This window comes from Methylobacterium sp. A52T, from assembly GCF_053346095.1.
On the sequence record NZ_JBKFBI010000110.1, the window covers coordinates 1 to 20,909 of the forward strand.

The following is a 20,909-nucleotide window of genomic DNA, read 5'->3' on the forward strand; positions in this document are numbered from 1 at the left end:
CGCGGCGCTCCGAATCCGCCGGGGGGCTCCGATCCGGGGACGACCGCGCCCCCCGGCCGGGTGTCGATCGCGGGGCCGCGCGGTTCGCCGATGCCGCCCAGGCCGCCCTGGCGGCCGCCGGGCTCGGCGCCGAAGCGGCCGGGCGCCTCGTCGGGGAGGTTGCGGAGGTCGAGCCGGTCGCGCTCCCGCTCGAACCGCGGGGCGTCCGGCCGCTGCGGCTCGGGCGCGATGCGGTTCTCGATCCGCAGCCGCTCCACCGTCAGGTCCCCGTCCCGGGCGATCGCCGCGGTCAGCACCGCCCGCACGCTCCCGGTGCGCGGAACCTGCGCGCCCGGGCGACCCGCGACGGCGTAGCCCGCGCCGACGTCGAGCCTGCCGCTATCCCGGCCGATATAGGCCTCGATCGAGACCTGTTTCAGACCCGGCGGGAAGGGCAGGCCGACCTGCGCGGCGTTGGTCACGGTGAGGACGCCGTTCGCCACACGGCCCGTCACCAGGGCGCGCCGGCCCGGCGGCAGGGCGTCGGCGCCCGCGAGGCGGAGGCCGCCGATCCCGAGGCCGCCCGCGACCCGCCGCACCGGGCCGGCGACGCGGTCGGGACCGGTGTCCCGCGGCTCGATCAGGCTCGCCACGATCACCCCGTCGGGCCGGCGCAGCCCGCTCACCGCGACCCGCGCGCCCGGCTGCCACGCGCCGCCGAGACCCGCGGTCGAGACCCGCTGGCCGAGCACCACGAGCCGCCCCGGCGCGACCGATTCCACCGGCCCGACCACTTCGCTGGTGACGTCGATCCGTCCGGTGGCGAGTCCGCCGCCCTCGGGCCGCGCCACCACGTGGACGACCTGACCGATCTTCAGGTCGGCGGCCTTCGCGGCCGTGCCGTCGATGCGCACCTCCACCTCGGGCGGATAGGCGATGCGCAGATCGTTGACGACGATCGAGCCGAAGCGTCGGATCGTGCCGATCACGCCGGTGCCGCCGATCCCGCGGTCGCCCTCGCCGAGGGGCCCACTCTTCGGCTCGTCGGTCCGCATCATGCCGGTCCCGCCGATGCCTTGATCGCGCGGGGATTCCTGCGACCGGACGGTGCCGGGCAGCACGGTCGCGGCGCCCGCGAGCAGGCGCAGGACGAACCGGCGGTTGAGCGTGGCGCGCACCGGCCGCCCTCTCACCGCTCGTCCGCTCGCGGCGCCGGCGGCGCCGCTTCGGTGTAGACGTACAGGCCGAAGTTCCAGCGATGCGTGCCGCCGGGATCGGTCTGGCAGGCGGCGTGCGCTTCCCGGTTGGCCTGCTGCAGCGCCTCCATGGCGATCTCGCGGGCGCGCGCCTCGAGCCTGGTCGCGAGGTCCTTGGACAGCCCGTCGTAGTGGACCGCCCGCTCGAGGAAGCGCGGCGCGTCTCCGAGGATGTTGGCGACGGCGGCGGCGATGTGGTCGTGCAGGTTGCGGCCGAAATAGTAGAGCTGGGGGCCCTCGGCGCCGTCTCCCCTCGGCACGTAGGCGGCCTCGGCCAGCACGATCCGGTCCTGCGGATCGGTGAAGGCCAGCCCGCGATCGATCCACTCGTCGAGGACGGCGCGCGGCCGCAGGTCCCGCGTCACGCCCGCGACCAGCGACTCGAACGAGGGTGCGCCGCCCTCGGCCGTGCGCGGAAGTTTCAGGGGCTGGCCCTGCGCGTCGGTGAAGGCCGGGTCGGCGATCCAGCGGGCGATGATCCGGCTGGTGCGGGAGACGACCGCCGGGACGGCGCTGACCGGAGCACCGGCGCCCCGCAGGCGCCGGACCTCCTTGCGATGGATGCCGGTGAGCAGGGAGACGCGGCTGTCGGTCTGCTCCTTGCCGCTGAGGGCGAAGTCGTACTCGGCGACGTTCACGTAGAGCTCGCGCAGCAGGTCGGTGAGCGCCGGGAAGGTGATGCCGCGGGCGACGAGCAGGCGCACGAGGGGTCGCAGCAGCCGCGCCAGCGGCGCGTGCAGGCTGGCGCCCTCCCGCGGTGTATCGGCAGTGTCAGACATGGCCGCATCGTGACGGCTCATGCCGTGGGACACAATCCCACCGCGTGCGGCGACGCACACTGGTCCGTCGATTTCGCGTTGACGTGGGATTTTTGCACACGTAGACAAGCTTCGTGGTCAAATTTCCCACGAAATGCGGGGCCGGCCGATGACGACTGATACGCGAACGCTCGTGGCGATGCCCCTGCCGCCGCTCACGCTTCCCACTGCCCAGGCGCGACGGTCCCGCCTGAGTGATCCCCTTCCGCGGCTCCGACGCCTCGTCTGCGTCGTCGCCGCGCTCACGCTGCCCGTCCTCGGGGTCGCCGTCGCGGAAACGGTCCACCGCGCCGGTTCACCGAGGGCGCCGCAGGCCGCCGCTCCCGCCACCCCCTCAGGCGGGGCGGGGGGGCGACCGCCCCCCCCCGCGGGCCCCCGGGGGCCCCCGCCGCCCCCCCCCCCCCCCCCCCCCCCGGGGGGGGCGGCGCCACCCTCGGGTGCCGTCGGGACCCGACGCGCCGCGAGAGCCGTGAGGGTCGCGGCGCGCACCGGAGAGAACCGGGAGGTCCGCTCTTGATCGCCCTGTCCGGTATCGACCGCGCACGAACTGCGCCGAACTGCGGTGGGGCGGCGATCCTCGATCTCGCCCTCTGCCTGATCCTGTCCGTGACCGTCGTCGGGCTGCTCCTCCTGGCCCTCTGATCCCGCGGCTCCGCCGCGCGCCGAACGAGATTTCCATGAACGCACGAATCTCCGCAGCCCTCGCGGGCGCCGCATGCGGCTGCCTGGCCCTCACCGCCCAGGCGGCCGACCTGCCCCGCCGCGCGCCGCCGCCGCCACTGCCGTCGCTTCCGGTCTTCACCTGGACGGGCTTCTATGCCGGCGTGAATGCGGGATACGCGTTCCCGACCGGGAGCGGCGGCTTCACCGACCCGACCTACGGCACCGTCACGGGCGGCGGCCGGTCCGGCGGCTTCGCCGGCGGCGGCCAGATCGGCTACAATTACCAATTCACGCCGGGCTCCGGCGTCGTCGTCGGCGTAGAGACCGACATCCAGGGCGCGGCCTTCGCCAAGGCGGACGCCGCCTATCTCGGCACGACGCCGTATTACAGTGTCCGACCGAGCCTCGACTATTTCGGCACGGTCCGCGCCCGGCTCGGCTACGCGTTCGACCGGGTCCTCGTCTACGGGACCGGCGGCTTCGCCTACGGCGGCGGGGCGCGCGCGACCTACGCGGGCGCCTACCCCTACACCCTGCCGTCGACCGACCGGACCGGATACGCGGCCGGCGGCGGCATCGAGTACGCCTTCACCGAGAAGCTCTCCGCCAAGGTAGAGGCGCTCTACCTCCATCTCGGCCGCGGAACGACCGCCGCCACGTACTACAACGCCAGTGTTCCGGCGTTTTATGGTGCCGGCAAACAGGATTCCGGTTTTGCGGTGGTTCGGGCCGGTGTGAATTACCGATTCTGAGCAATATTCATTGGACGATAGCTTGACGGAGCGGTCAAGCTGGGTCGCAATGCCCTGCATTCGGCTTCGCGAATCTGTCGGCCGCGCGAGCCTGTCCACGGCCGAGGAATGTCGGTGAGGCCGGATACCGCGCGGGTGCAGCCCCGCGGGACCGCGGATTCTCTCCGACAGGATCGGCCGTGAGCATGCCCAGCCCGACCTCCCTCACGACAATGCTGCTCGCCGTCGCGCTCGCGGCCTGCGCCGTCCCGGCGCGGGCGCAGGAGATCGTGCCCCCCGGGCCCGACGGGCGCGGCGCCATCCTGATCTACGGGAATTTCTGCGGCCCCGGCAGCCGCGGGCCCGGCTACCCGCCGATCGACGCGCTGGATCTCGCCTGCGCGCACCACGATGCGTGCTCGCCCGAGCCGGCCGCGGGAACGCTGCCGACCTGCGCCTGCAACGGCCGCCTCCGCGTCGAGGCGGGGCTCGTCGCCCGGGATCCGGCCGCGCCGGCCCAGACCCGCCAGACCGCGCAGTTCATCTCGGATTTCGCCGCGGCGCTGCCCTGCCAGTAGGGCGCGCCGCAGCGGGACCGCTCAGGCGGCGTCGGCCGGGTTGGCGGCCGCCTTCGGGCCGCCCTTGGCGACGCCCACCAGGGCCGGGCGCAGCACGCGCTCGCCGATGACGTAGCCCGCCTGCACGACCTGCACGACGGTGCCGGCCGGAACCTCCGCGTTCGGCACCTCGAACATCGCCTGATGGCGGTTCGGGTCGAACTTCTGGCCCTGCGGCTCGACGATCTTCACGCCGTGGCGCTCGAGGGTCTTGCCGAGGTCGCGCTCGGTGAGCTCGATCCCGTCGATCAGCCCCTTCAGGGCGCCGTCGGCCGTGGCCTTCGCGTCGGCCGGGACGCTGTCCAGGGCGCGGCGGATGTTGTCGGCGACGTTGAGCACGTCCCGGGCGAAGTTGGTCACCGCGTAGGCGCGCGCGTCGGCGACCTCGCGCTCCGTCCGGCGGCGCAGGTTCTCCATCTCGGCGAGGGTGCGCAGCGTCCGGTCCTTGAGCTCGTCGCGCTCGGCGGTCAGCAGGGCCAGGGCCTCCGCGACCGGATCGACGGTGGCCGACTCGCTGCCCTGACCCGCGGGCGCGGGATCCTGGGCCGCGCCGGCACCGGCTTCGACCGTGGTCTGGCGCTGGTCATCCTGGGGCATGTCGTTGCTCGTCATCACGTTTCAGTCGTGGGCGGGAATCGGTGGGGGATGATGGAGTCGGCGCTGATATCTGGCCACGGGGCCGCGAAATCAACCCGTACGCTCACGCCTCGCGCGGCGGCGGCGCCGCCACCAGCGCCTCCAGACCCTCGGCCTTGAGCGTCGCGACGTCGTGGGCGAACACGTCCATCACGGCGGCCCGGATCGCGGCCTGCCGGTCGGGCTGCGTCACCCGGGTTCCGGTGAGGTCGGTGACGTAGAAGACGTCCACGGCGCGCTCGCCGAAGGTCGCCACATGCGCCGACGTGATGTTGAGCGACAGCCGGCTGAAGGCCGTGGTGAGCTCGTAGAGCAGGCCCGGCCGGTCGAGGCCGGTGATCTCCACCACGGTCTCCCGGCTCGACAGGGCGTTGTCGATGATGACGTCCGGCGGCACCGGGAAGGTCTTGGCGCGGGTGCTGGTCGGCGGGTGCTTGTCGGCCACGAGGTCGGCGATCTTGATCTCGCCCTTCAGCGCCCGCTCGATCGCCGCGGTGATGCGCTTGGTCCGACGCAGCTCGTCGTCGTCGCGCTCGAAGGCGCGCGAGATGAAGATCGTGTCGAGGGCGAACCCGTCCGTGGTGGTGAAGATCTGCGCGTCGACGATGTTGCTGCCGGCCGCCGCGCAGGCGCCGGTGACGATGGCGAGCAGGCGGGGATGGTCCGGCGAGTAGACCGTGATCTCGGTCACGCCCCGGACCGGATCGAGGGCGACGTCGGTCGCGCTGGTCTTCCCGTCCCGCACGACGTCGCGCAGGAAGATCGCGTTCTTGAGCTGGCGCGTGCCGTCGACCTTGAGCCAGTAGGCCTGGCTGTGGCGGGCCGCGTAGGCGTCGAACTCCTCCGAGCCCCAGCCGGGCAGCTGTTCCCGCAGGCCCATCTGCACGAGGCGCACCCGGTCGGTGCGGGCGATCTCGGAATGGCCGCCCGAGAGGTAGACCTCGGTCTCGTCGTACAGGGTGCGGACCAGGGTGCCCTTCCAGGCGGTCCAGACGCCGGGGCCGACGGCGGTGATGTCGGCCACCGTCAGGATGGTCAGGAGCTTCAGCCGCTCCAGGCTCTGCACGCTCGCGGCGAAGCGCTCGATCGTCTTGGCGTCCGAGAGGTCACGGCTCTGCGCGGTCATCGACATCAGCAGGTGGTGCTCCACCAGCCAGCGCACCGTCTCGGTCTCGGCCTGGTTCAGGCCGAAGCGCGGGCAGAGCTTCTCGGCGATGGCGGCGCCGGCGATCGAGTGGTCCTCCGGCCGGCCCTTGGCGATGTCGTGCAGCAGGATCGCCACGTAGAGCGCGGTGCGGTTGTGGATCGAGTGCACGAGGCGCGAGACCAGCGGGTAGGTCTCCTGGGCCCGGCCCGACTCGATGTCCGCCAGCACGCCGACCGTGCGCAGCAGGTGCTCGTCCACCGTGAAGTGGTGGTACATGTTGAACTGCATCATCGCGACGATGCGGCCGAAATCCGGGATGAAGCGGCCGAGCACGCCCGCCTCGTTCATCTCGCGCAGCGCCTCCTCCGGCGCGTTCCGCGAGGTCAGGATCTCGACGAACAGCCGGTTCGCCTCGGGGTCCACGCGCAGCGACGGGTTGACGAGGCGCAGGGACCGGTTGGCCAGCCGCTTGGCGTCCGGATGGATCGCGAGGTTGTGCCGGTCGGCGAGCCAGAACAGCCGGATGAGGTTGACCGGGTCGCGCTCGAAGGCGTCCTCCGCGCGCAGGTTCACGCGGCCGTGGTCGATCCAGAAATCCTCCGCCTCCATGGCGGTCGCCCGGAACCGATCGCGGAACCGGCCGATCCAGCGGTCGAGAACCGGCGTGCGCTTGGCGTGGCGCGCCTCCAGCTCGGCGCAGACGATGGCAGTGAGATCGCCCACATCCTTGGCGATGCGGAAATAGGCCTTCATGAAGCGCTCGACGCCGGAGAGGCCGCCCCGGGCCTCGTAGCCGAAGCGCTCGGCGATCCGCGGCTGCAGACCGAAGGACAGGCGCTCCTCGGCGCGCTTCGTGGCGAAGTGCATGTGGCAGCGCACCCGCCACAGGAACTCCTCGCAGCGCTCGAACAGCGCGTACTCCTCCGGGGTGAACAGGCCGGCGCTGACGAGTTCGATCTGGTCGCGGACCCGGTAGGTGTACTTCGCGATCCAGAACAGCGTGTTGAGGTCGCGCAGGCCGCCCTTGCCGTCCTTGACGTTGGGCTCGACGAGGTAGCGCGAGGTGCCGGCCTTGGAGACGCGCAGGTCGCGCTCGCGCAGCTTCGCCTCGACGAACTCGGCGGCGGACCCGACCACCAGCTCGGCGTCGAAGCGCGTGACGAGCTCCTCGTAGAGCACCCGGGTGCCGAACAGGTACCGCGCCTCCAGGAGGGCCGTGCGGATCGTCATGTCGGCCCGCGCCTCGCGCAGGCATTCCTCGACCGAGCGGGTGGCGTGGCCGACCTTCAGCTTCAGGTCCCACAGGACGTAGAGCATCCCCTCGACGACGCTCTCGGACCACGCGGTCTGCTTGTAGGGCAGCAGGAACAGCAGATCGATGTCCGATCCCGGCGCCATCGTGCCCCGGCCGTAGCCGCCGGTGGCGACCACCGCGAGCTGCTCGCCGGTCGACGGGTTGTCGTTGGGATAGAGCCGCCAGACCACGGCGTCGTGGATCGCCCGCACCACCGCGTCGGTGAGATTCGACAGGGTCTGCGCGCACAGCAGCCCGTTGCGGTCCTCGAGGAGCTGCGCCTCGGCGGCCCGGTGGCCCTCCTCGATCACCCGGCGCAGCTGCGGCACCAGCGCGGCCCGGAGCTTCGTGGGCTCGCGGGCCTCGCGGTCGAGGTTCTCGAGAACCGTATCGAGGGCGGCGACGGGATCGAACATGGTTCCCGTTAGCATGATATCCCTAAGCCGCCAGCCATGCGGCGCCCGCCGCTACTCCGCGGCCGGCAGATCGAGGGCGAGCAGCCGCGCCGTGCGGTTGCGGGTCGCCGCCCGCGGCTCGGTCTCGCTCGTCTGCCGCCGCGCGTCGGCGATGGCCGCGTGGACGCCGTCGACCGCCAGGATCAGCGCGCTGACCGTCCGCGCGTCGATGCTGCGCTCGCGGGCGTAGCAGACCACGTCGGCCACCAGCCCGTCGGTCTCGATCGCGATCGCGTCGAGTTCGGCGGCGCTGGTCGCCGCGCGCACCTCGCGCATGATGTCGAGGAGCCGGTCGAGGACGAAGTCGACCCGCTCCCGGCGCTTGCGGGCGAGGCGCTGGCCGAGCCAGGCGAAGCCGGAGCCGATCGTGCCGCCGAAGAAGGCGAACAGGTAGATGTAATCCTCGTAGCGGTCGAGGAAGGTCTGCTGCTCGCGCTCGAAATAGTCGACGGCGCCGGGGTGGTTCGGCAGGCGCGCCGAGGTCGCCGCCACCGTCGTGTCGAAGTCCGGCGCCTTCATCAGCTTGGCCACCGGCGCGGTCGAGGCGAGCCGCGAGCGCCACTCGAACAGGTGCTGCGTCGCCGAGGCGACCGCGACGCGGCTCACCGTGCCGCGGGCCATCAGGCGATAGGAGGCGCCGACGGTCTTGACCTCCTCGTCGGGCCGCTTCGGGCGGCCGCCGAAGGTGCCGGCCGGGATCGTCACCGACTGCAGCTCCGGGAAGCGCTGCAGGATCGCGTCGCCGTCCGGGATCGAGACGAAGCCGATCTTGCGGTCCGGCGCGCCCAGCTCGACGGCGCGGACGACCGCGGCCGCCGGCTTGGAGGCCGGGCTCGCGATCACCGCCACCGCGTCGACCCGCTTCTCGGTGAGTGCGGCCGTGACGTCGCCGACCTTCAACGGCACCACGACTACGTGGCCGGGCTCCGCCTCGGCGGCGTGGCCGGCCTCCGGCGCGTCTTCGCCCACGATGTCCGGCACGAGGTCGTAGAAGGAGAGCAGGTTCGTGAGGAACGACAGGTCGGCGCTGTGGCGGACCACGATGCCGAGCCGCTTGCGCGCCAGGGCCGGCACGTCGTCGAGATCGGCCGCCTCCGGCGCCGCGATGACCAGCGCCTCGTCGTGCAGGATCGCCAGGGTCAGCCCGTTCTCGGGCAGGAACACGTCCGGCCGCACCACCGCGAGGTCGGCCTTGTTGCGCTGGAGTGCCAGGGCGCTGTCGCGCACGTCGCCGTAGCGCACCACCTTGAGACGGACGTCTTCCCGCGCCCGGTCGAGGGCGCCCGCATAGGCCTCGATCAGCGCGGCCTCGGGCCCGTCCTGGGGGCCGACCGCCACCGTCAGGGTGTTCGGGCGCGACAGGTAGACGATCGCGGCCGCGGCCGCGGCGAGCCCCAGGGCCACGAGGACCAGGAGCCACTCGCGCCGCATCAGTACGGCCGCCGCGCCGTGCAGCCGCAGGCGCCATCGGCCCTGCGGAGTGCCGGGCGAAGAACGGTGGTTCGGGCCATGGCCGAGCCTGTCGCGTTGCGCGCGTTCCATACCCGAGTCATGGAACGCAAACCTGTCGAGATCGTGAAGAACCGGTGAAATCTCCATTCGTTGCAGGATCCGCGCCAGAAGGTCGCGACCGCGAGATCAAGCCGCCCGGCCCCGTGAGCCCGGCCTGGCTGGAGCGTGCGGCGCTCCACTATCTGGAGCGCTACAGCGCCTCGACCGAGATGCTGCGCCGGACGCTCGCGCGCCGCGTCCAGAAGCGCGCGCGGGCCCGGGGCGAGGATCCCGAACGCTTCGCCGACCTCGTGACGGCGACCGTCGCGCGGGCGGTGTCGGCCGGCCTCGTGGACGACGCGCGCTTCGCCGATACCCGCCTCGCCACCCTGCGCCGCCGCGGCACCTCGACCCGCGGCGTCTCGGCCAAGCTCGCCGCCAAGGGGGTCCCGCGCGACGTCGTGCAGGCCGCCATGCTGGCGGAGCGCGACGCCCTGCCGGACGGGGAGGCGGACGCGATCGAGGAGCAGGCGGCGCAGGCCTACGCCAGGCGGCGACGCCTCGGACCGTATCGCCGCCCGGACCAGCGGGCGACGCACCGCGACCGGGACCTCGCGGCCCTGGCCCGGGCCGGCTTCGCCTACGGCCTCGCCCGCCGCGTGGTCGACCGGGAGCCCGACGAATCCGGCGAGCCCGACCCGCCGGCGTGACGGGTGCGGCATCGCGGCCCGGGGTGAACGCCGCGCCGGCCTTGCACCTTCGGCCGCGTTGTTCATTGTCTGTTCGATGGACGAGACCCTGGCCAAGAAGCTGCGCATCCTCGCGGACGCCGCCAAGTACGACGCCTCCTGCGCCTCCTCGGCCGCGCCGAAGCGGGCCGCCGGCAAGGACGGGCTCGGGTCGACCACCGGGGCCGGGATCTGCCACGCCTACACGCCCGACGGGCGGTGCGTCTCGCTCCTCAAGATCCTGCTGACCAACTGGTGCCTGTTCGACTGCGCCTACTGCGTGAACCGGCGCTCCTCGAACGTGCGGCGGGCGAAGTTCACCGTGGAGGAGGTCGTGAACCTCACCCTGAACTTCTACCGGCGCAACTACATCGAGGGCCTGTTCCTCTCGTCCGGCATCATCAAGTCACCTGACCACACGATGGAGCTGCTGACCCGCGTGGCGAAGTCGCTCCGGCGCGACCACGGTTTCGCCGGCTACATCCATCTCAAGTCGATCCCCGAGGCGAGCCCATGGCTGATCGAGGAGGCCGGCCTCTATGCCGACCGGCTCTCGATCAACGTCGAGCTGCCCACCGAGGCGAGCCTGGAGCGTCTCGCGCCCGAGAAGGACGGCGCCGCGATCCAGGGCGCCATGGCGCAGATCGGCGAGCGCATCGTGCAGGCCAAGGCCGAGAAGCGCCGCTTCTCGCCGGCCGGCCACTCGACGCAGGTGATCGTCGGCGCGGACACCACCACCGACGAGGCCCTGATCCGCAAGAGCGCGCTGCTCTACGGCAGCGTCGGCCTGAAGCGGGTCTACTACTCCGCCTACAGTCCGATCCCGGACGGCTCCGCGATCCTGCCGCCGAAGCCGCCGCCGCTCCAGCGCGAGCACCGGCTCTACCAGGCCGACTGGCTGCTCCGGTACTACGAGTTCACCCCCGACGAGGTCGCCGACGCCTCCGAGGGCGGGATGCTCGCCCTCGACATCGACCCGAAGCTCGCCTGGGCGCTGAAGCACCGGGACAAATTCCCCGTGGACGTGAACCGCGCCGACCGGGAATGGCTGCTGCGGGTTCCGGGGCTCGGGGCGCGGGCGGTCGACAAGATCGTCCGGGCGCGCCGCCACGCGACCTTGCGCCTCGACGACGTCGCCCGGCTGACCTCCGGGCTGAAGCGGGCGCGGCCGTTCCTCGTCGCCGCCGACCATCGGCCGGTCGGGCTGACGGACCGGCTCGACCTGCGGACGCGGCTGGTCGAGCCCGCGGCGCAGCTGAGCCTGTTCTGATGGGGTCGGGGCCCGCGCCGTTTCCGTCCGCCTCCGTGGAGAGAGGGGATGCGCGGTCGCCGCGCGCCGTCGCGCTGCGCCCCGGCGCCGATCTCGACGGTTTCCGCAAAGCCGCCCGGAGCCTCGTCGCGCAGGGCGTCCCGCCCGAGGCCGTGACGTGGTCGGTGACGGACGCGCCCGGCCTGTTCGGCAGCGACGCCGAGCCGGCGACCGGCACGCCGCTCGTCCTGCCGAAGGCCGTTGCCACCCTGATCCCGCAGGTCATTCCCCACCGCGATCCGGAGCGCTACGGCCTGCTCTACGCGCTGATCTGGCGGGTCTGCCGCGGCGAGCGGCACCTGATGGAGGTCGGCAGCGACCCCCTGGTCCACCGCCTGCACCGGATGGCGAAGGCGATCGGGCGCGACCTCCACAAGATGCACGCCTTCCTGCGCTTCCGCCGGGCGGAGGGACCGGACGGCGAGCGCTACGTCGCGTGGTTCGAGCCGGACCACCACATCCTCGAGGCGGCGGCGCCGTTCTTCGTCGATCGCTTCCGCGGGATGCGCTGGTCGATCCTGACGCCCGAGGGCTCGGCCCACTGGGACACCGAGACCCTGACTTTCGGGCCGCCCGGCGACCGCGCCCAACTTCCGGAGGGCGACGGCTTCGAGGCCGGCTGGCAGACCTATTACGAGAGCACCTTCAACCCGGCCCGCACCAACCTTAAGGCGATGCGGGCGGAGATGCCCAAGAAGTACTGGCACAACATGCCCGAGACGGCCGCGATCCCGGCCCTGGTCCGGGCGGCGGCCGGGCGCACCGAAGCCATGATCGAGAGGGAGCCGACCTTGCCCACACGCCGCGAACCCGCCCGGGCCGTCGCCGCCATGGCCGACCAAGATCCCAAGAGCCTCGAGGAGCTGAACGCGATCATCCGCCGGACCGAGCCGCTGGTGCCGGGGGCCACCCAGGCCGTGCTCGGCGAGGGGTCGGTCGGGGCCACGGTCGCCTTCGTGGGCGAGCAGCCCGGCGACCAGGAGGACCGGCAGGGCCGGCCCTTCGTCGGGCCCGCCGGCCAGCTGCTCTCCCGCGCCATGGCGGAGGCCGGGATCGACCGGGGCGCGAGCTACCTGACGAACGCGGTCAAGCACTTCAAGTTCGAGGAGCGCGGCAAGCGCCGCATCCACCAGAAGCCGACAGCCGGCGAGGTCAGCCACTATCGGTGGTGGCTCGACCGGGAGCTCGAGTTCGTCGGTCCGAAGCTCGTCGTGGCGCTCGGCGCGACCGCCGTGCTGGCGCTGACCGGCAAGGCGATCCCGATCACCCGGGCGCGCGGCCCGTTCCGCTTCGACCGGCACGACAACCGGTTCCAGGGCTTCATCACGGTCCATCCGTCCTACCTGCTCCGGCTGCCGGACGAGGCGAAGGCGGAGGCCTACGCGGCCTTCGTGGACGACCTGCGCCGGGTGGAGGCGCTCGGGCGCGAGCTCGCGGCCTGATCCTCCCCTGCCGCGGTTCTGCTATGCTGGCGGCCGCCGATTCCCTCCGGTCCCGCCGCCATGGACAAGCTCGCCGCCCTCGACATCCTGCGCGCCAACGAGGCGGAACTGCGCCGCCGCGGCGTGCTGCACGCGGCCTTGTTCGGTTCGGTTGCCCGGGGCGACGCGGAGGCCGACAGCGACCTCGACGTGATGATCGAGATCGACCGGGAGCGCGTGCGCGACCTCTTCACCTATGCCGGCCTGTGCCGCTTCATCGACGATCTGTTCCCGGTTCCGGTCGACGTGGCCGACCGGGAAAGCCTGAAGCCGCGCGTCCGTCAGAGGGCCGAGCACGATGCGGTTTCCGCCTTCTGAACGGGCGCTCGCCGCCTGCGAGGACATCGTCGACAACGCCGATGCCGCCCAGCGCTTCGTCGCCGGCATGACGTTCGAGGCCTTCGTGGCGGACCTGCGGACCAACTACGCGGTCGTCCGCTGCCTGGAGATCGTCTCGGAGGCGAGCCGACGGCTGACCGACGCGATGCGCGAGCGCCATCCGGATGTGCCGTGGCGCGACATCGCCTCCATCGGAAACGTCTTTCGTCACGGCTACCATGGGGTCAAGCTGGACATCGTCTGGCGGACCGTCCACGAGCGCTTGCCCGTTCTCGTCGCGGCCTGCCGCGCCGAAATCGCCCGCGCGCCCGACTCCTGATCGCCCCGAGCCGCCTGAGCCCATGACCGACTCGAAGCCCGACGCGAAGCCCGACTCGAGCCCCGAGACCAAGCCCGTCGGACCCGGCGATCAGGTGATCCTGGTCGACGGCTCGTCCTTCATCTTCCGGGCCTATTTCCAGTCGATCAACCAGGACCAGAAATACAATTCGCGCCCCTCCGACGGGCTGCCCACCGGCGCCGTGCGGCTGTTCTGCACCAAGATCGCGCAGTTCCTGCAGGACGGCGCCGCCGGCACCATGCCGAGCCATCTCGGGATCGTCTTCGACAAGTCGGAGGGCTCGTTCCGCAAGGAGATGTTCCCCGACTACAAGGGCCACCGCCCGGACGCGCCCGACGACCTGAAGCGCCAGATGCCGCTGATGCGCGACGCGGTGCGCGCCTTCGGCCTGCACGCGGTGGAGCTGGAGCGCTACGAGGCCGACGATCTCATCGCCACCTACACCCGCCAGGCCGAGGCGCGGGGCGCGGGCGTCATCATCGTCTCGTCCGACAAGGACCTGATGCAGCTCGTCGGGCCGCAGGTCCGGTTCTACGACTTCGAGTCGGGCGCCAAGGGCAAGCCCGGCTACCGGCCCGAGCGCAACCTCGACGTCGAGGCGATCGTCGCCAAGTGGGAGGGCCTGCAGCCGAACCAGATCGGCGACGCGCTGGCGCTCATCGGCGACACCTCCGACAACGTGCCGGGCGTGCCCGGCATCGGCCTGAAGACGGCCGCGGCGCTGATCAAGGAATTCGGCAGCCTCGAGGCCCTGCTGGAGCGGGCGGGCGAGATCAAGCAGCCCAAGCGGCGGGAGACGCTGCTCGCCAACGTCGATCAGGCCAAGCTGTCGCGCAGGCTCGTGGCGCTGATGGAGGACGTGCCCGTCCCGGTGCCGCTGGACGAGCTCGGCGTGCCCCAGCCCAATCCCGAGAAGCTGGTCGGCTTCCTCAAGGCGATGGAGTTCAACACGCTGACGCGCCGCATCGCCCAGATGCTGCACGTCGACCCCGAGGCGGTGAAGCCCGACCCGCGGCTCCTGCCGGGCGCCCGGCCGCACGGCTACGGCAACGCCGCCGGCGGCAGCGACGCGGTGCCGTTCTTCGGCGATTCCGTGCCGCCGGATCCCGAGACCGCGGCCGCCGGGGCCGAGCGCCCGCCGGGCGCCGCCCCGCCGGAGGGCGGCGAGATCGATCCCTTCGCCGATCTCGACCTGCCGGACGCGCCCGCCAAGCCCCGGGCACCCGTCGAGGCGACACCCGGCAACGTGGTGGCGGCCCGCGCCGCGGAATCCGTGGCGCCGTTCGACACCGCCGCCTACGAGACGGTCTCGTCGCTGGAGCAGCTCGACGCCTGGATCGCCGAGGCCGAGGAGGCCGGCGTGATCGCGGTCGACACCGAGACCGACTCGCTCGATGCCCACAGGGCCGGCCTCGTCGGCGTCTCGCTGGCGGTCGCCACCGGCCGGGCCTGCTACATCCCGCTGGCCCATGTCCAGGCCGCCAAGGTGCAGGCGGACGCCACCGACCTGTTCGGCGAGGGCGCCGCGCCCTCCGACGTGGTCGAGCCGGTGCCGGGCCAGATCCCCCTGAAGGAGGCGCTCAGTCGGCTGAAGCCGCTCCTGGAGAATCCCGGTGTCCTGAAGGTCGGCCAGAACCTCAAGTACGACTGGGTGGTGCTCGCTCGCTACGGCATTGAGGTCGCGCCGTTCGACGACACGATGCTGATCTCGTACGTGCTCGACGCCGGCAAGGGCGGCCACGGCATGGACGAGCTGGCCCGCCGGCACCTCGGCCACCAGCCGATCACCTTCTCGGACGTGGCCGGCACCGGCCGCAACAAGGTGACCTTCGACCGCGTCGCCATCGACAAGGCCACCGCCTACGCGGCCGAGGACGCCGACGTCACCCTGCGCCTGTGGCGGATGATGAAGCCGCGCCTCGTGGCCGAGCACCGGGTCGCCGTCTACGAGACCCTGGAGCGGCCCCTGCTGCCGGTGATCGCCCGGATGGAGCAGCGCGGCATCCGCGTCGACCGGGAGATGCTGAGCCGCCTGTCCGGGGATTTCTCGCAGATCCTCGTGCGCCTGGAAGAGGAGATCCAGGAGGATGCCGGGGAAAAGTTCTCGGTCGGCTCGCCGAAGCAGATCGGCGACATCCTGTTCGGGAAGATGGGTCTGCCGGGGGCCAAGAAGACGCCGTCCGGCCAGTGGGCCACGCCCGCGACTTTGCTGGAGGAGCTGGCCCAGGCGGGCCACGAGCTGCCCAAGAAGATCCTGGAGTGGCGGCAGCTCTCGAAGCTGAAATCCACCTACACGGACGCGCTCCAGGCCCATGCCGACCGCGAGACGGCGCGGGTCCACACCTCGTTCTCGCTGGCGGCGACCACCACGGGGCGGCTGTCCTCCTCCGAGCCGAACCTGCAGAACATCCCGATCCGCACCGAGGAGGGGCGGCGCATCCGCCGCGCCTTCGTGGCGGCACCCGGCAACCGGCTGATCTCGGCCGATTACTCGCAGATCGAGCTGCGGCTGCTGGCCCACATGGCCGACATCCCGGAACTCCGGAAGGCGTTCGAGGACGGGATCGACATCCACGCGGCGACCGCCTCGGCGATGTTCGGCGTGCCGCTCAAGGAGATGACCCCCGACCTGCGGCGCCGGGCGAAGACCATCAACTTCGGCATCATCTACGGCATCTCGGCCTTCGGCCTCGCCGACCGGCTCGGCATCGGCCGCGAGGAGGCCTCGGCGTTCATCAAGCAGTATTTCGAGCAGTTCCCGGGCATCCGGGACTACATCGAGACCACCAAGAAGAGCTGCCGCGACAAGGGCTACGTCACCACCCTGTTCGGCCGGGTGTGCCACTACCCGCAGATCCGCTCCAACAACCCCTCCGAGCGCGCCAGCGTCGAGCGGCAGGCGATCAACGCGCCGATCCAGGGCTCGGCCGCCGACATCATCCGCCGGGCCATGACGCGGATGGAGGCGGCGCTCGCCGCCAAGAAGCTGAACGCCCGCATGCTGCTGCAGGTGCACGACGAGCTGGTCTTCGAGGTCGCCGAGGACGAGGTGGAGCGGACGATCCCGATCATCCGCGGCGTCATGGAAGAGGCGCCGGCGCCGGCCCTGACGCTGAAGGTGCCGCTCGTGGTCGAGGCCAACGCGGCGGGCAACTGGCAGGAGGCGCATTGACGGGTCGGGTCGGATCGAGGCCGAGCCGGTGGCCCTCTGAACCGACGTCGCTGAACCGCGACCGGGCATCCTGGACAGGCCGCCGAAGACCGTCATACGCCGTACGCCCATGACCTGCACCGCTCAGAGCCCGTGACCGACCCCCTCGCCTTCCTCTCCGGCGGCGGCGAGGCCGCGCGGATGATCCGCGCGCGCGACTGGTCGGGTCATCCCCTGGGGCTTCCGGAGACGTGGCCGGCGGAGTTTCGCGCGGCCCTGTCGCTCGTCCTCAACTCGCCGGAATCGATGATCCTGGCCTGGGGGCCCGACCTCCACTTCTTCTTCAACGACACCTACTTCCCGCTCCTCGGCCCCCGGTTGCCCTGGGCGATGGGCGAGCGGTTCGACGTGGTCTGGGCGGATGCCTGGGGTCAGGCCAGGCCGATCATCGACGCCGCGATGGCGGGCCGCCCGGAGCGCTTCGTCGACCTGCCGTGGCAGCTCGACACCGATCGGGGCGCCCGCGAGACGTGGTGGACCTTCTCGTACTCGCGGGTTCTCGACGCCGAGGGCCGGGTCGCCGGCCTGTTCATCCTCACCAACGAGACCACCGGCCGGGTCCTGGCGGACGCCGCCCTCAAGGAGAGCCAGGGCCGGCTGGAGGCGGCGCTGACGGAGCTGCGCGAACTCAACGCCACGCTGGCGCACCAGGTCGAGGAGCGCACGGCCGACCGCAACGCCCTGTGGACGCTCTCGTCCGACATGATGCTCCGCTGCCTGTTCGACGGGACGATCACCGCGGTGAACCCGGCCTGGACCGAGGTGCTGGGCTGGCGTCCGGACGAGCTGGTCGGAACCAAGCTCATCGCCTTCGTCCATCCGGACGATCTCGACCGCACCGTCGAGGGCGCGCGGCAGCTCTCCGCGGGATCGAGCCTCGCGCGCTTCGACAACCGCTACCGCCACCGGGACGGCGGCTACCGCTGGATCAGCTGGGCGGCCCGGCCGGGGGAGGGGTTCATCAACGCCGTCGGCCGCGACTTCACCGCGGAGCGCGAGCGCGCCGACGCCCTGGCCGCGGCCGAGGAGGCCCTGCGCCAGTCGCAGAAGATGGAGGCGGTCGGTCAGCTGACCGGCGGCATCGCCCACGACTTCAACAACCTGCTCGCCGGCATCTCCGGCTCGCTGGAGCTGATCCAGACCCGGCTCGGCCAGGGCCGCGTCATGGACGTCGACCGCTACATCAACGCCGCGCAGGGGGCCTCGAAGCGGGCCGCGGCGCTGACCCACCGGCTGCTCGCCTTCTCGCGTCGCCAGACCCTCGACCCGAAGCCCACCGACGTGAACCGGCTGGTGGCCGGCATGGAGGAGCTGATCCGCCGCACCGTGGGCCCCGCCGTAATGGTCGAGGTCGTGGCGCCGCCCGGCCTCTGGCCGGCCCTGGTCGACCCGCCGCAGCTCGAGAACGCGCTCCTCAACCTGTGCATCAATGCCCGGGACGCGATGCCGGAGGGCGGCCGGATCACGATCGAGACCGCCAATGCCTGGCTCGACGAGCGCGCCGCCCGGCGCCACGACATGCCGCCGGGCCAGTACCTGTCGCTGTGCGTCACCGACACCGGCAGCGGCATGGCGCCGGAGATCGTCGGCAAGGTGTTCGAGCCGTTCTTCACCACGAAGCCCCTTGGGCAGGGGACCGGCCTCGGCCTGTCGATGATCTACGGCTTCGCGCAGCAATCGGGCGGCCAGGTGCGGATCCACTCGGAGGTCGGCAGGGGCACGACGGTCTGCCTGTACCTGCCCCGCCACCGCGGCGCGGTGGCCGAGGAGGACGCGCACGCCGCCGTCGGCGCGCCGCCGCGGGCCGCGCCGGGCGAGACCGTGCTGGTGGTCGACGACGAGCCGACCGTCCGCATGCTGGTCACCGAGGTGCTGGAGGATCTCGGCTACACGGCGATCGAGGCCGCCGACAGCGCGGCCGGCCTCAGGGTGCTGCAATCCGACGTGCGCATCGACCTGCTGGTGTCCGACATCGGATTGCCGGGGGGCATGAACGGGCGCCAGATGGCCGAGGCCGGGCGGCTCACGCGCCCCGGCCTCAAGGTCCTGTTCGTCACCGGCTACGCCGAGAGCGCGGTCTTCGGCAACGGGCCCCTCGAGGCCGGGATGCAGGTCATCACCAAACCGTTCGTGGTGGAGGTGCTGGGCGCCCGCATCCGCGAGATGATCGGAACGGCTTGACCGTGCGGACGGTTCGGGCCTGATCGACCGGGACACGCCGGGGAGGAGGGACGCCATGCGGGCGCTGCTGTGCACGAGGCTCGACGGGCCGGAGCATCTGGAGATCGTCGAGCGGCCCGACCCGGTGCCGGGCCCCGGGCAGGCGCTGGTGCGGATGCGGCTGGCGGCCCTGAACTTCTTCGACACGCTGATCACCGCCGGGCGCTACCAGGTGAAGCCGACCCTGCCGTTCTCGCCGGGCGGCGAGGGGGTCGGCGTGGTCGAGGCGCTGGGCGAGGGCGCCGCGGGCGTGTCCGTGGGCGACCGGGTGATCGTCCATGCCGGGCACGGCTGCTGCGCGGAGCTGATCGCCCTCGACGCCGCCCGGCTCACGCCGGTGCCGGACGCCGTGCCGGACGAGCAGGCGGCTGGGCTGACCATCACCTACGGCACCTCGCTGCACGCCCTGGCGAACCGCGCCCGCCTGCAGCCCGGCGAGTGGCTGGCGGTCCTCGGCGCGTCCGGGGGCGTCGGCCTCGCCGCCGTCGAGCTCGGCCGGCTGATGGGCGCCCGGGTCATCGCCTGCGCCTCCTCGGAGGAGAAGCTCGCGGTCGCCCGCGCCCACGGCGCCGAGGCGGGCCTGGTCTACGACCCCGCGACGCTCAAGGACGAGCTGCGCCGGATCTCGGGCGGCGGGATCGACGTGGTCTACGACGCGGTCGGCGACGCCTACGCGGAGCCGGCCCTGCGGGCGCTCGGCTGGCGCGGGCGCTTCCTCGTGATCGGCTTCGCCGCCGGCGCCATCCCGCGGCTGCCGCTGAACCTGATGCTCCTCAAGGAGCTCGACGTGCAGGGCGTCCACTGGGGCGCCTTCCTGGACCGGGAGCCGGAGGCGCACCGGGCCGATCAGCGCCGGCTCCTCGACTGGGTCGCCGCGGGCAGGCTCACCGCGCAGGTCCACGGCGTCTACCCGCTGGCGGAGTACCCGGAGGCCTTCGGCCTCCTGACCCGCCGCGCGGCGGTGGGCAAGGTGCTGCTGCGGCCCTGACCCGGGGCGCGGCCGCCCGCCTCCCGGGGGAGCGGCACGCGACCCGCCGCACGGCGTCGGCGGGCGACGAGTCATGCGCTCCGCGCTGATCTGCGACGCGGACCATTTTCGCAGTAAAGGTTGCGGATCGGTTCGACCTTCATCTTCATGCGCCTCGATGCGGTCGCGTCGTCATCCGTGGTGCCCGAGATGAATTTTCGAAGAAGCATCGTATCGAAGCTGATACTTCCTTCGATAATCGGTCTTTTGCTGTTCCTGGCAAGCTCGACCGTCGGCCTGATGCAGATACAGGCCATCAACGCCGCCGCCGTGGAGACCCGCGACGTCTGGGTGCGCAAGGACAACGATCTCCATACGATTCGATTCCTGATGCTGCGGTACCACACGACGACGATCCGCAAGGTGGTCGCCGTCGACGACGGTGAGAACCGGGACCTCGATGCCGAGTTCGTCGAGATGGATCGGACCATCCCCGAGGCCTTCCGGAGCTACCGCGCGCGCGCGACGACGCCCCGGGAGCGCGCGCTCTGGGACGCGTGCGAGGGGCGGTGGAGGGTCTATCGCGTCGCCCGGGAGGCGATCCTCGCGCCGCTCAGGCGCGGCGACCGGAACGCGGCCCGCGACGCCATCGCGCCGGCCCGCCCGCCGCTCGTGGCCGCCTTCGACGCCCTGGCGGATCTGGCCCAGGTCACCGCCGAGGGCACGAACGTCTCGGTCCAGCGCTCCGAGGACGCGTTCCGGACGGCGTGGTCCGTCACCGTCGCGCTCGCGGTGATCGGGTTGCTCATGACCGGCGCGGCGGTCTGGTGGGTCTGGAACCGGGTCGCCCGCCCGATCCGGTCCCTGGCCGGAACCATGGGCCGGCTCGCGGCCGACGACCTCGACGCGGCCGTCGGCGGTTCCGAGCGCGGGGACGAGATCGGCGCCATGGCGGCGTCCGTCCAGGTCTTCAAGGACGGCCTGATCCGGGCGCGCACGCTCGAGCACGACGCTGCACAGGCCCGCGCCACGGCCGAGGCGGAGCGGCGGAGCGGCATGCACCGCATCGCCGACGCCTTCGAGGGCACGGTCGGCGGCATCATCGGCACGGTGTCGGCCGCCGCCGTCGCGCTCAAGGACACGGCCTCGGCCATGACCGGGGCGGCCGCCGACACCGCCGATCGCTCCGGCCGGGGGGCGGGCGCGGCCGGACGCGCCGCCCCCCCC

17 protein-coding genes are annotated in these 20,909 nt (G+C 72.2%); 12 read left to right on the forward strand and 5 right to left on the reverse strand.

What is annotated here, in order from left to right; translation table 11 throughout:
- A partial coding sequence (locus ACLBYE_RS22230) for a DUF5666 domain-containing protein (protein ID WP_447695821.1) occupies positions 1 to 1,157 on the reverse strand: 1,157 nt, incomplete at its 3' end.
- 11 nt (positions 1,158 to 1,168) lie between these two features.
- Positions 1,169 to 2,014 (reverse strand): DUF6502 family protein, encoded by an 846-nt coding sequence (locus tag ACLBYE_RS22235; RefSeq protein WP_447695822.1) that lies wholly within the window; start codon positions 2,012 to 2,014, stop codon positions 1,169 to 1,171.
- 552 nt (positions 2,015 to 2,566) lie between these two features.
- Here ACLBYE_RS22235 and ACLBYE_RS22240 point away from each other — a divergent pair.
- From ACLBYE_RS22240 to ACLBYE_RS22250, 3 genes are all read left to right on the forward strand, one after another.
- Positions 2,567 to 2,695 carry a hypothetical protein gene (locus ACLBYE_RS22240; protein ID WP_447695823.1) on the forward strand — a complete coding sequence of 43 codons (129 nt, stop codon included), beginning with the start codon at positions 2,567 to 2,569 and terminating at the stop codon, positions 2,693 to 2,695.
- Positions 2,696 to 2,730: 35 nt separating this feature from the next.
- On the forward strand, positions 2,731 to 3,468 hold the full coding sequence (locus ACLBYE_RS22245) for an outer membrane protein (protein ID WP_447695824.1): 738 nt from the start codon (positions 2,731 to 2,733) through the stop codon (positions 3,466 to 3,468).
- A 185-nt stretch (positions 3,469 to 3,653) separates the two neighbouring features.
- Positions 3,654 to 4,025, forward strand: coding sequence for a hypothetical protein (locus ACLBYE_RS22250; RefSeq protein ID WP_447695833.1), 372 nt, complete (start codon positions 3,654 to 3,656; stop codon positions 4,023 to 4,025).
- A 21-nt stretch (positions 4,026 to 4,046) separates the two neighbouring features.
- Here the strand turns inward: ACLBYE_RS22250 and grpE are convergent, their stop codons facing one another.
- The 3 genes from grpE to ACLBYE_RS22265 all read right to left on the reverse strand — a co-directional run bounded on the left by grpE (position 4,047) and on the right by ACLBYE_RS22265 (position 9,027).
- Positions 4,047 to 4,661, reverse strand: coding sequence for a nucleotide exchange factor GrpE (gene grpE / locus ACLBYE_RS22255; RefSeq protein ID WP_026604829.1), 615 nt, complete (start codon positions 4,659 to 4,661; stop codon positions 4,047 to 4,049).
- A gap of 103 nt (positions 4,662 to 4,764) precedes the next feature.
- A complete protein-coding gene (locus ACLBYE_RS22260) occupies positions 4,765 to 7,557 on the reverse strand; it encodes a [protein-PII] uridylyltransferase (RefSeq protein ID WP_447695834.1) in 2,793 nt (930 codons plus the stop codon).
- Between the two features lie 51 nt (positions 7,558 to 7,608).
- A complete protein-coding gene (locus ACLBYE_RS22265; protein WP_020092536.1) occupies positions 7,609 to 9,027 on the reverse strand; it encodes a TAXI family TRAP transporter solute-binding subunit in 1,419 nt (472 codons plus the stop codon).
- Between the two features lie 224 nt (positions 9,028 to 9,251).
- Here ACLBYE_RS22265 and ACLBYE_RS22270 point away from each other — a divergent pair, with 224 nt between their 5' ends.
- The 9 genes from ACLBYE_RS22270 to ACLBYE_RS22310 all read left to right on the forward strand — a co-directional run.
- Positions 9,252 to 9,797 carry a regulatory protein RecX gene (locus ACLBYE_RS22270; RefSeq protein WP_447695825.1) on the forward strand — a complete coding sequence of 182 codons (546 nt, stop codon included), beginning with the start codon at positions 9,252 to 9,254 and terminating at the stop codon, positions 9,795 to 9,797.
- 76 nt (positions 9,798 to 9,873) lie between these two features.
- Complete coding sequence (locus tag ACLBYE_RS22275; RefSeq protein WP_020092534.1) at positions 9,874 to 11,085, forward strand: putative DNA modification/repair radical SAM protein; 1,212 nt, start codon at positions 9,874 to 9,876, stop codon at positions 11,083 to 11,085.
- A complete protein-coding gene (locus tag ACLBYE_RS22280; RefSeq protein WP_447695826.1) occupies positions 11,085 to 12,566 on the forward strand; it encodes a UdgX family uracil-DNA binding protein in 1,482 nt (493 codons plus the stop codon). Before ACLBYE_RS22275 ends, ACLBYE_RS22280 begins: the two co-directional genes overlap by 1 nt.
- 60 nt (positions 12,567 to 12,626) lie before the next feature.
- On the forward strand, positions 12,627 to 12,923 hold the full coding sequence (locus ACLBYE_RS22285) for a nucleotidyltransferase family protein (RefSeq protein ID WP_447695827.1): 297 nt from the start codon (positions 12,627 to 12,629) through the stop codon (positions 12,921 to 12,923).
- On the forward strand, positions 12,904 to 13,263 hold the full coding sequence (locus ACLBYE_RS22290; RefSeq protein WP_447695828.1) for a HepT-like ribonuclease domain-containing protein: 360 nt from the start codon (positions 12,904 to 12,906) through the stop codon (positions 13,261 to 13,263). The genes ACLBYE_RS22285 and ACLBYE_RS22290 overlap by 20 nt, the downstream gene beginning before the upstream one ends.
- 22 nt (positions 13,264 to 13,285) lie before the next feature.
- On the forward strand, positions 13,286 to 16,456 hold the full coding sequence (polA, locus tag ACLBYE_RS22295; RefSeq protein WP_447695829.1) for a DNA polymerase I: 3,171 nt from the start codon (positions 13,286 to 13,288) through the stop codon (positions 16,454 to 16,456).
- Between the two features lie 132 nt (positions 16,457 to 16,588).
- Positions 16,589 to 18,676, forward strand: a complete 2,088-nt coding sequence (locus ACLBYE_RS22300) for an ATP-binding protein (RefSeq protein ID WP_447695830.1) — start codon at positions 16,589 to 16,591, stop codon at positions 18,674 to 18,676.
- Between the two features lie 55 nt (positions 18,677 to 18,731).
- Positions 18,732 to 19,703 carry an NADPH:quinone oxidoreductase family protein gene (locus tag ACLBYE_RS22305; RefSeq protein WP_447695831.1) on the forward strand — a complete coding sequence of 324 codons (972 nt, stop codon included), beginning with the start codon at positions 18,732 to 18,734 and terminating at the stop codon, positions 19,701 to 19,703.
- A gap of 189 nt (positions 19,704 to 19,892) precedes the next feature.
- The coding region (locus ACLBYE_RS22310; RefSeq protein WP_447695832.1) for an MCP four helix bundle domain-containing protein at positions 19,893 to 20,909 on the forward strand (1,017 nt) is incomplete at its 3' end.

Excerpts from the sequence above, each read along its gene's own strand:
- ACLBYE_RS22235 (WP_447695822.1), bottom strand. The coding sequence starts at position 2,014 with ATGTCTGACACTGCCGATACACCGCGGGAGGGCGCCAGCCTGCACGCG.
- ACLBYE_RS22245 (WP_447695824.1), top strand. The coding sequence starts at position 2,731 with ATGAACGCACGAATCTCCGCAGCCCTCGCGGGCGCCGCATGCGGCTGC.
- ACLBYE_RS22250 (WP_447695833.1), top strand. The coding sequence starts at position 3,654 with ATGCCCAGCCCGACCTCCCTCACGACAATGCTGCTCGCCGTCGCGCTC.
- grpE (WP_026604829.1), bottom strand. The coding sequence starts at position 4,661 with ATGCCCCAGGATGACCAGCGCCAGACCACGGTCGAAGCCGGTGCCGGC.
- ACLBYE_RS22260 (WP_447695834.1), bottom strand. The coding sequence starts at position 7,557 with ATGTTCGATCCCGTCGCCGCCCTCGATACGGTTCTCGAGAACCTCGAC.
- ACLBYE_RS22265 (WP_020092536.1), bottom strand. The coding sequence starts at position 9,027 with ATGCGGCGCGAGTGGCTCCTGGTCCTCGTGGCCCTGGGGCTCGCCGCG.
- ACLBYE_RS22275 (WP_020092534.1), top strand. The coding sequence starts at position 9,874 with ATGGACGAGACCCTGGCCAAGAAGCTGCGCATCCTCGCGGACGCCGCC.
- ACLBYE_RS22280 (WP_447695826.1), top strand. The coding sequence starts at position 11,085 with ATGGGGTCGGGGCCCGCGCCGTTTCCGTCCGCCTCCGTGGAGAGAGGG.
- ACLBYE_RS22285 (WP_447695827.1), top strand. The coding sequence starts at position 12,627 with ATGGACAAGCTCGCCGCCCTCGACATCCTGCGCGCCAACGAGGCGGAA.
- ACLBYE_RS22290 (WP_447695828.1), top strand. The coding sequence starts at position 12,904 with ATGCGGTTTCCGCCTTCTGAACGGGCGCTCGCCGCCTGCGAGGACATC.
- polA (WP_447695829.1), top strand. The coding sequence starts at position 13,286 with ATGACCGACTCGAAGCCCGACGCGAAGCCCGACTCGAGCCCCGAGACC.
- ACLBYE_RS22305 (WP_447695831.1), top strand. The coding sequence starts at position 18,732 with ATGCGGGCGCTGCTGTGCACGAGGCTCGACGGGCCGGAGCATCTGGAG.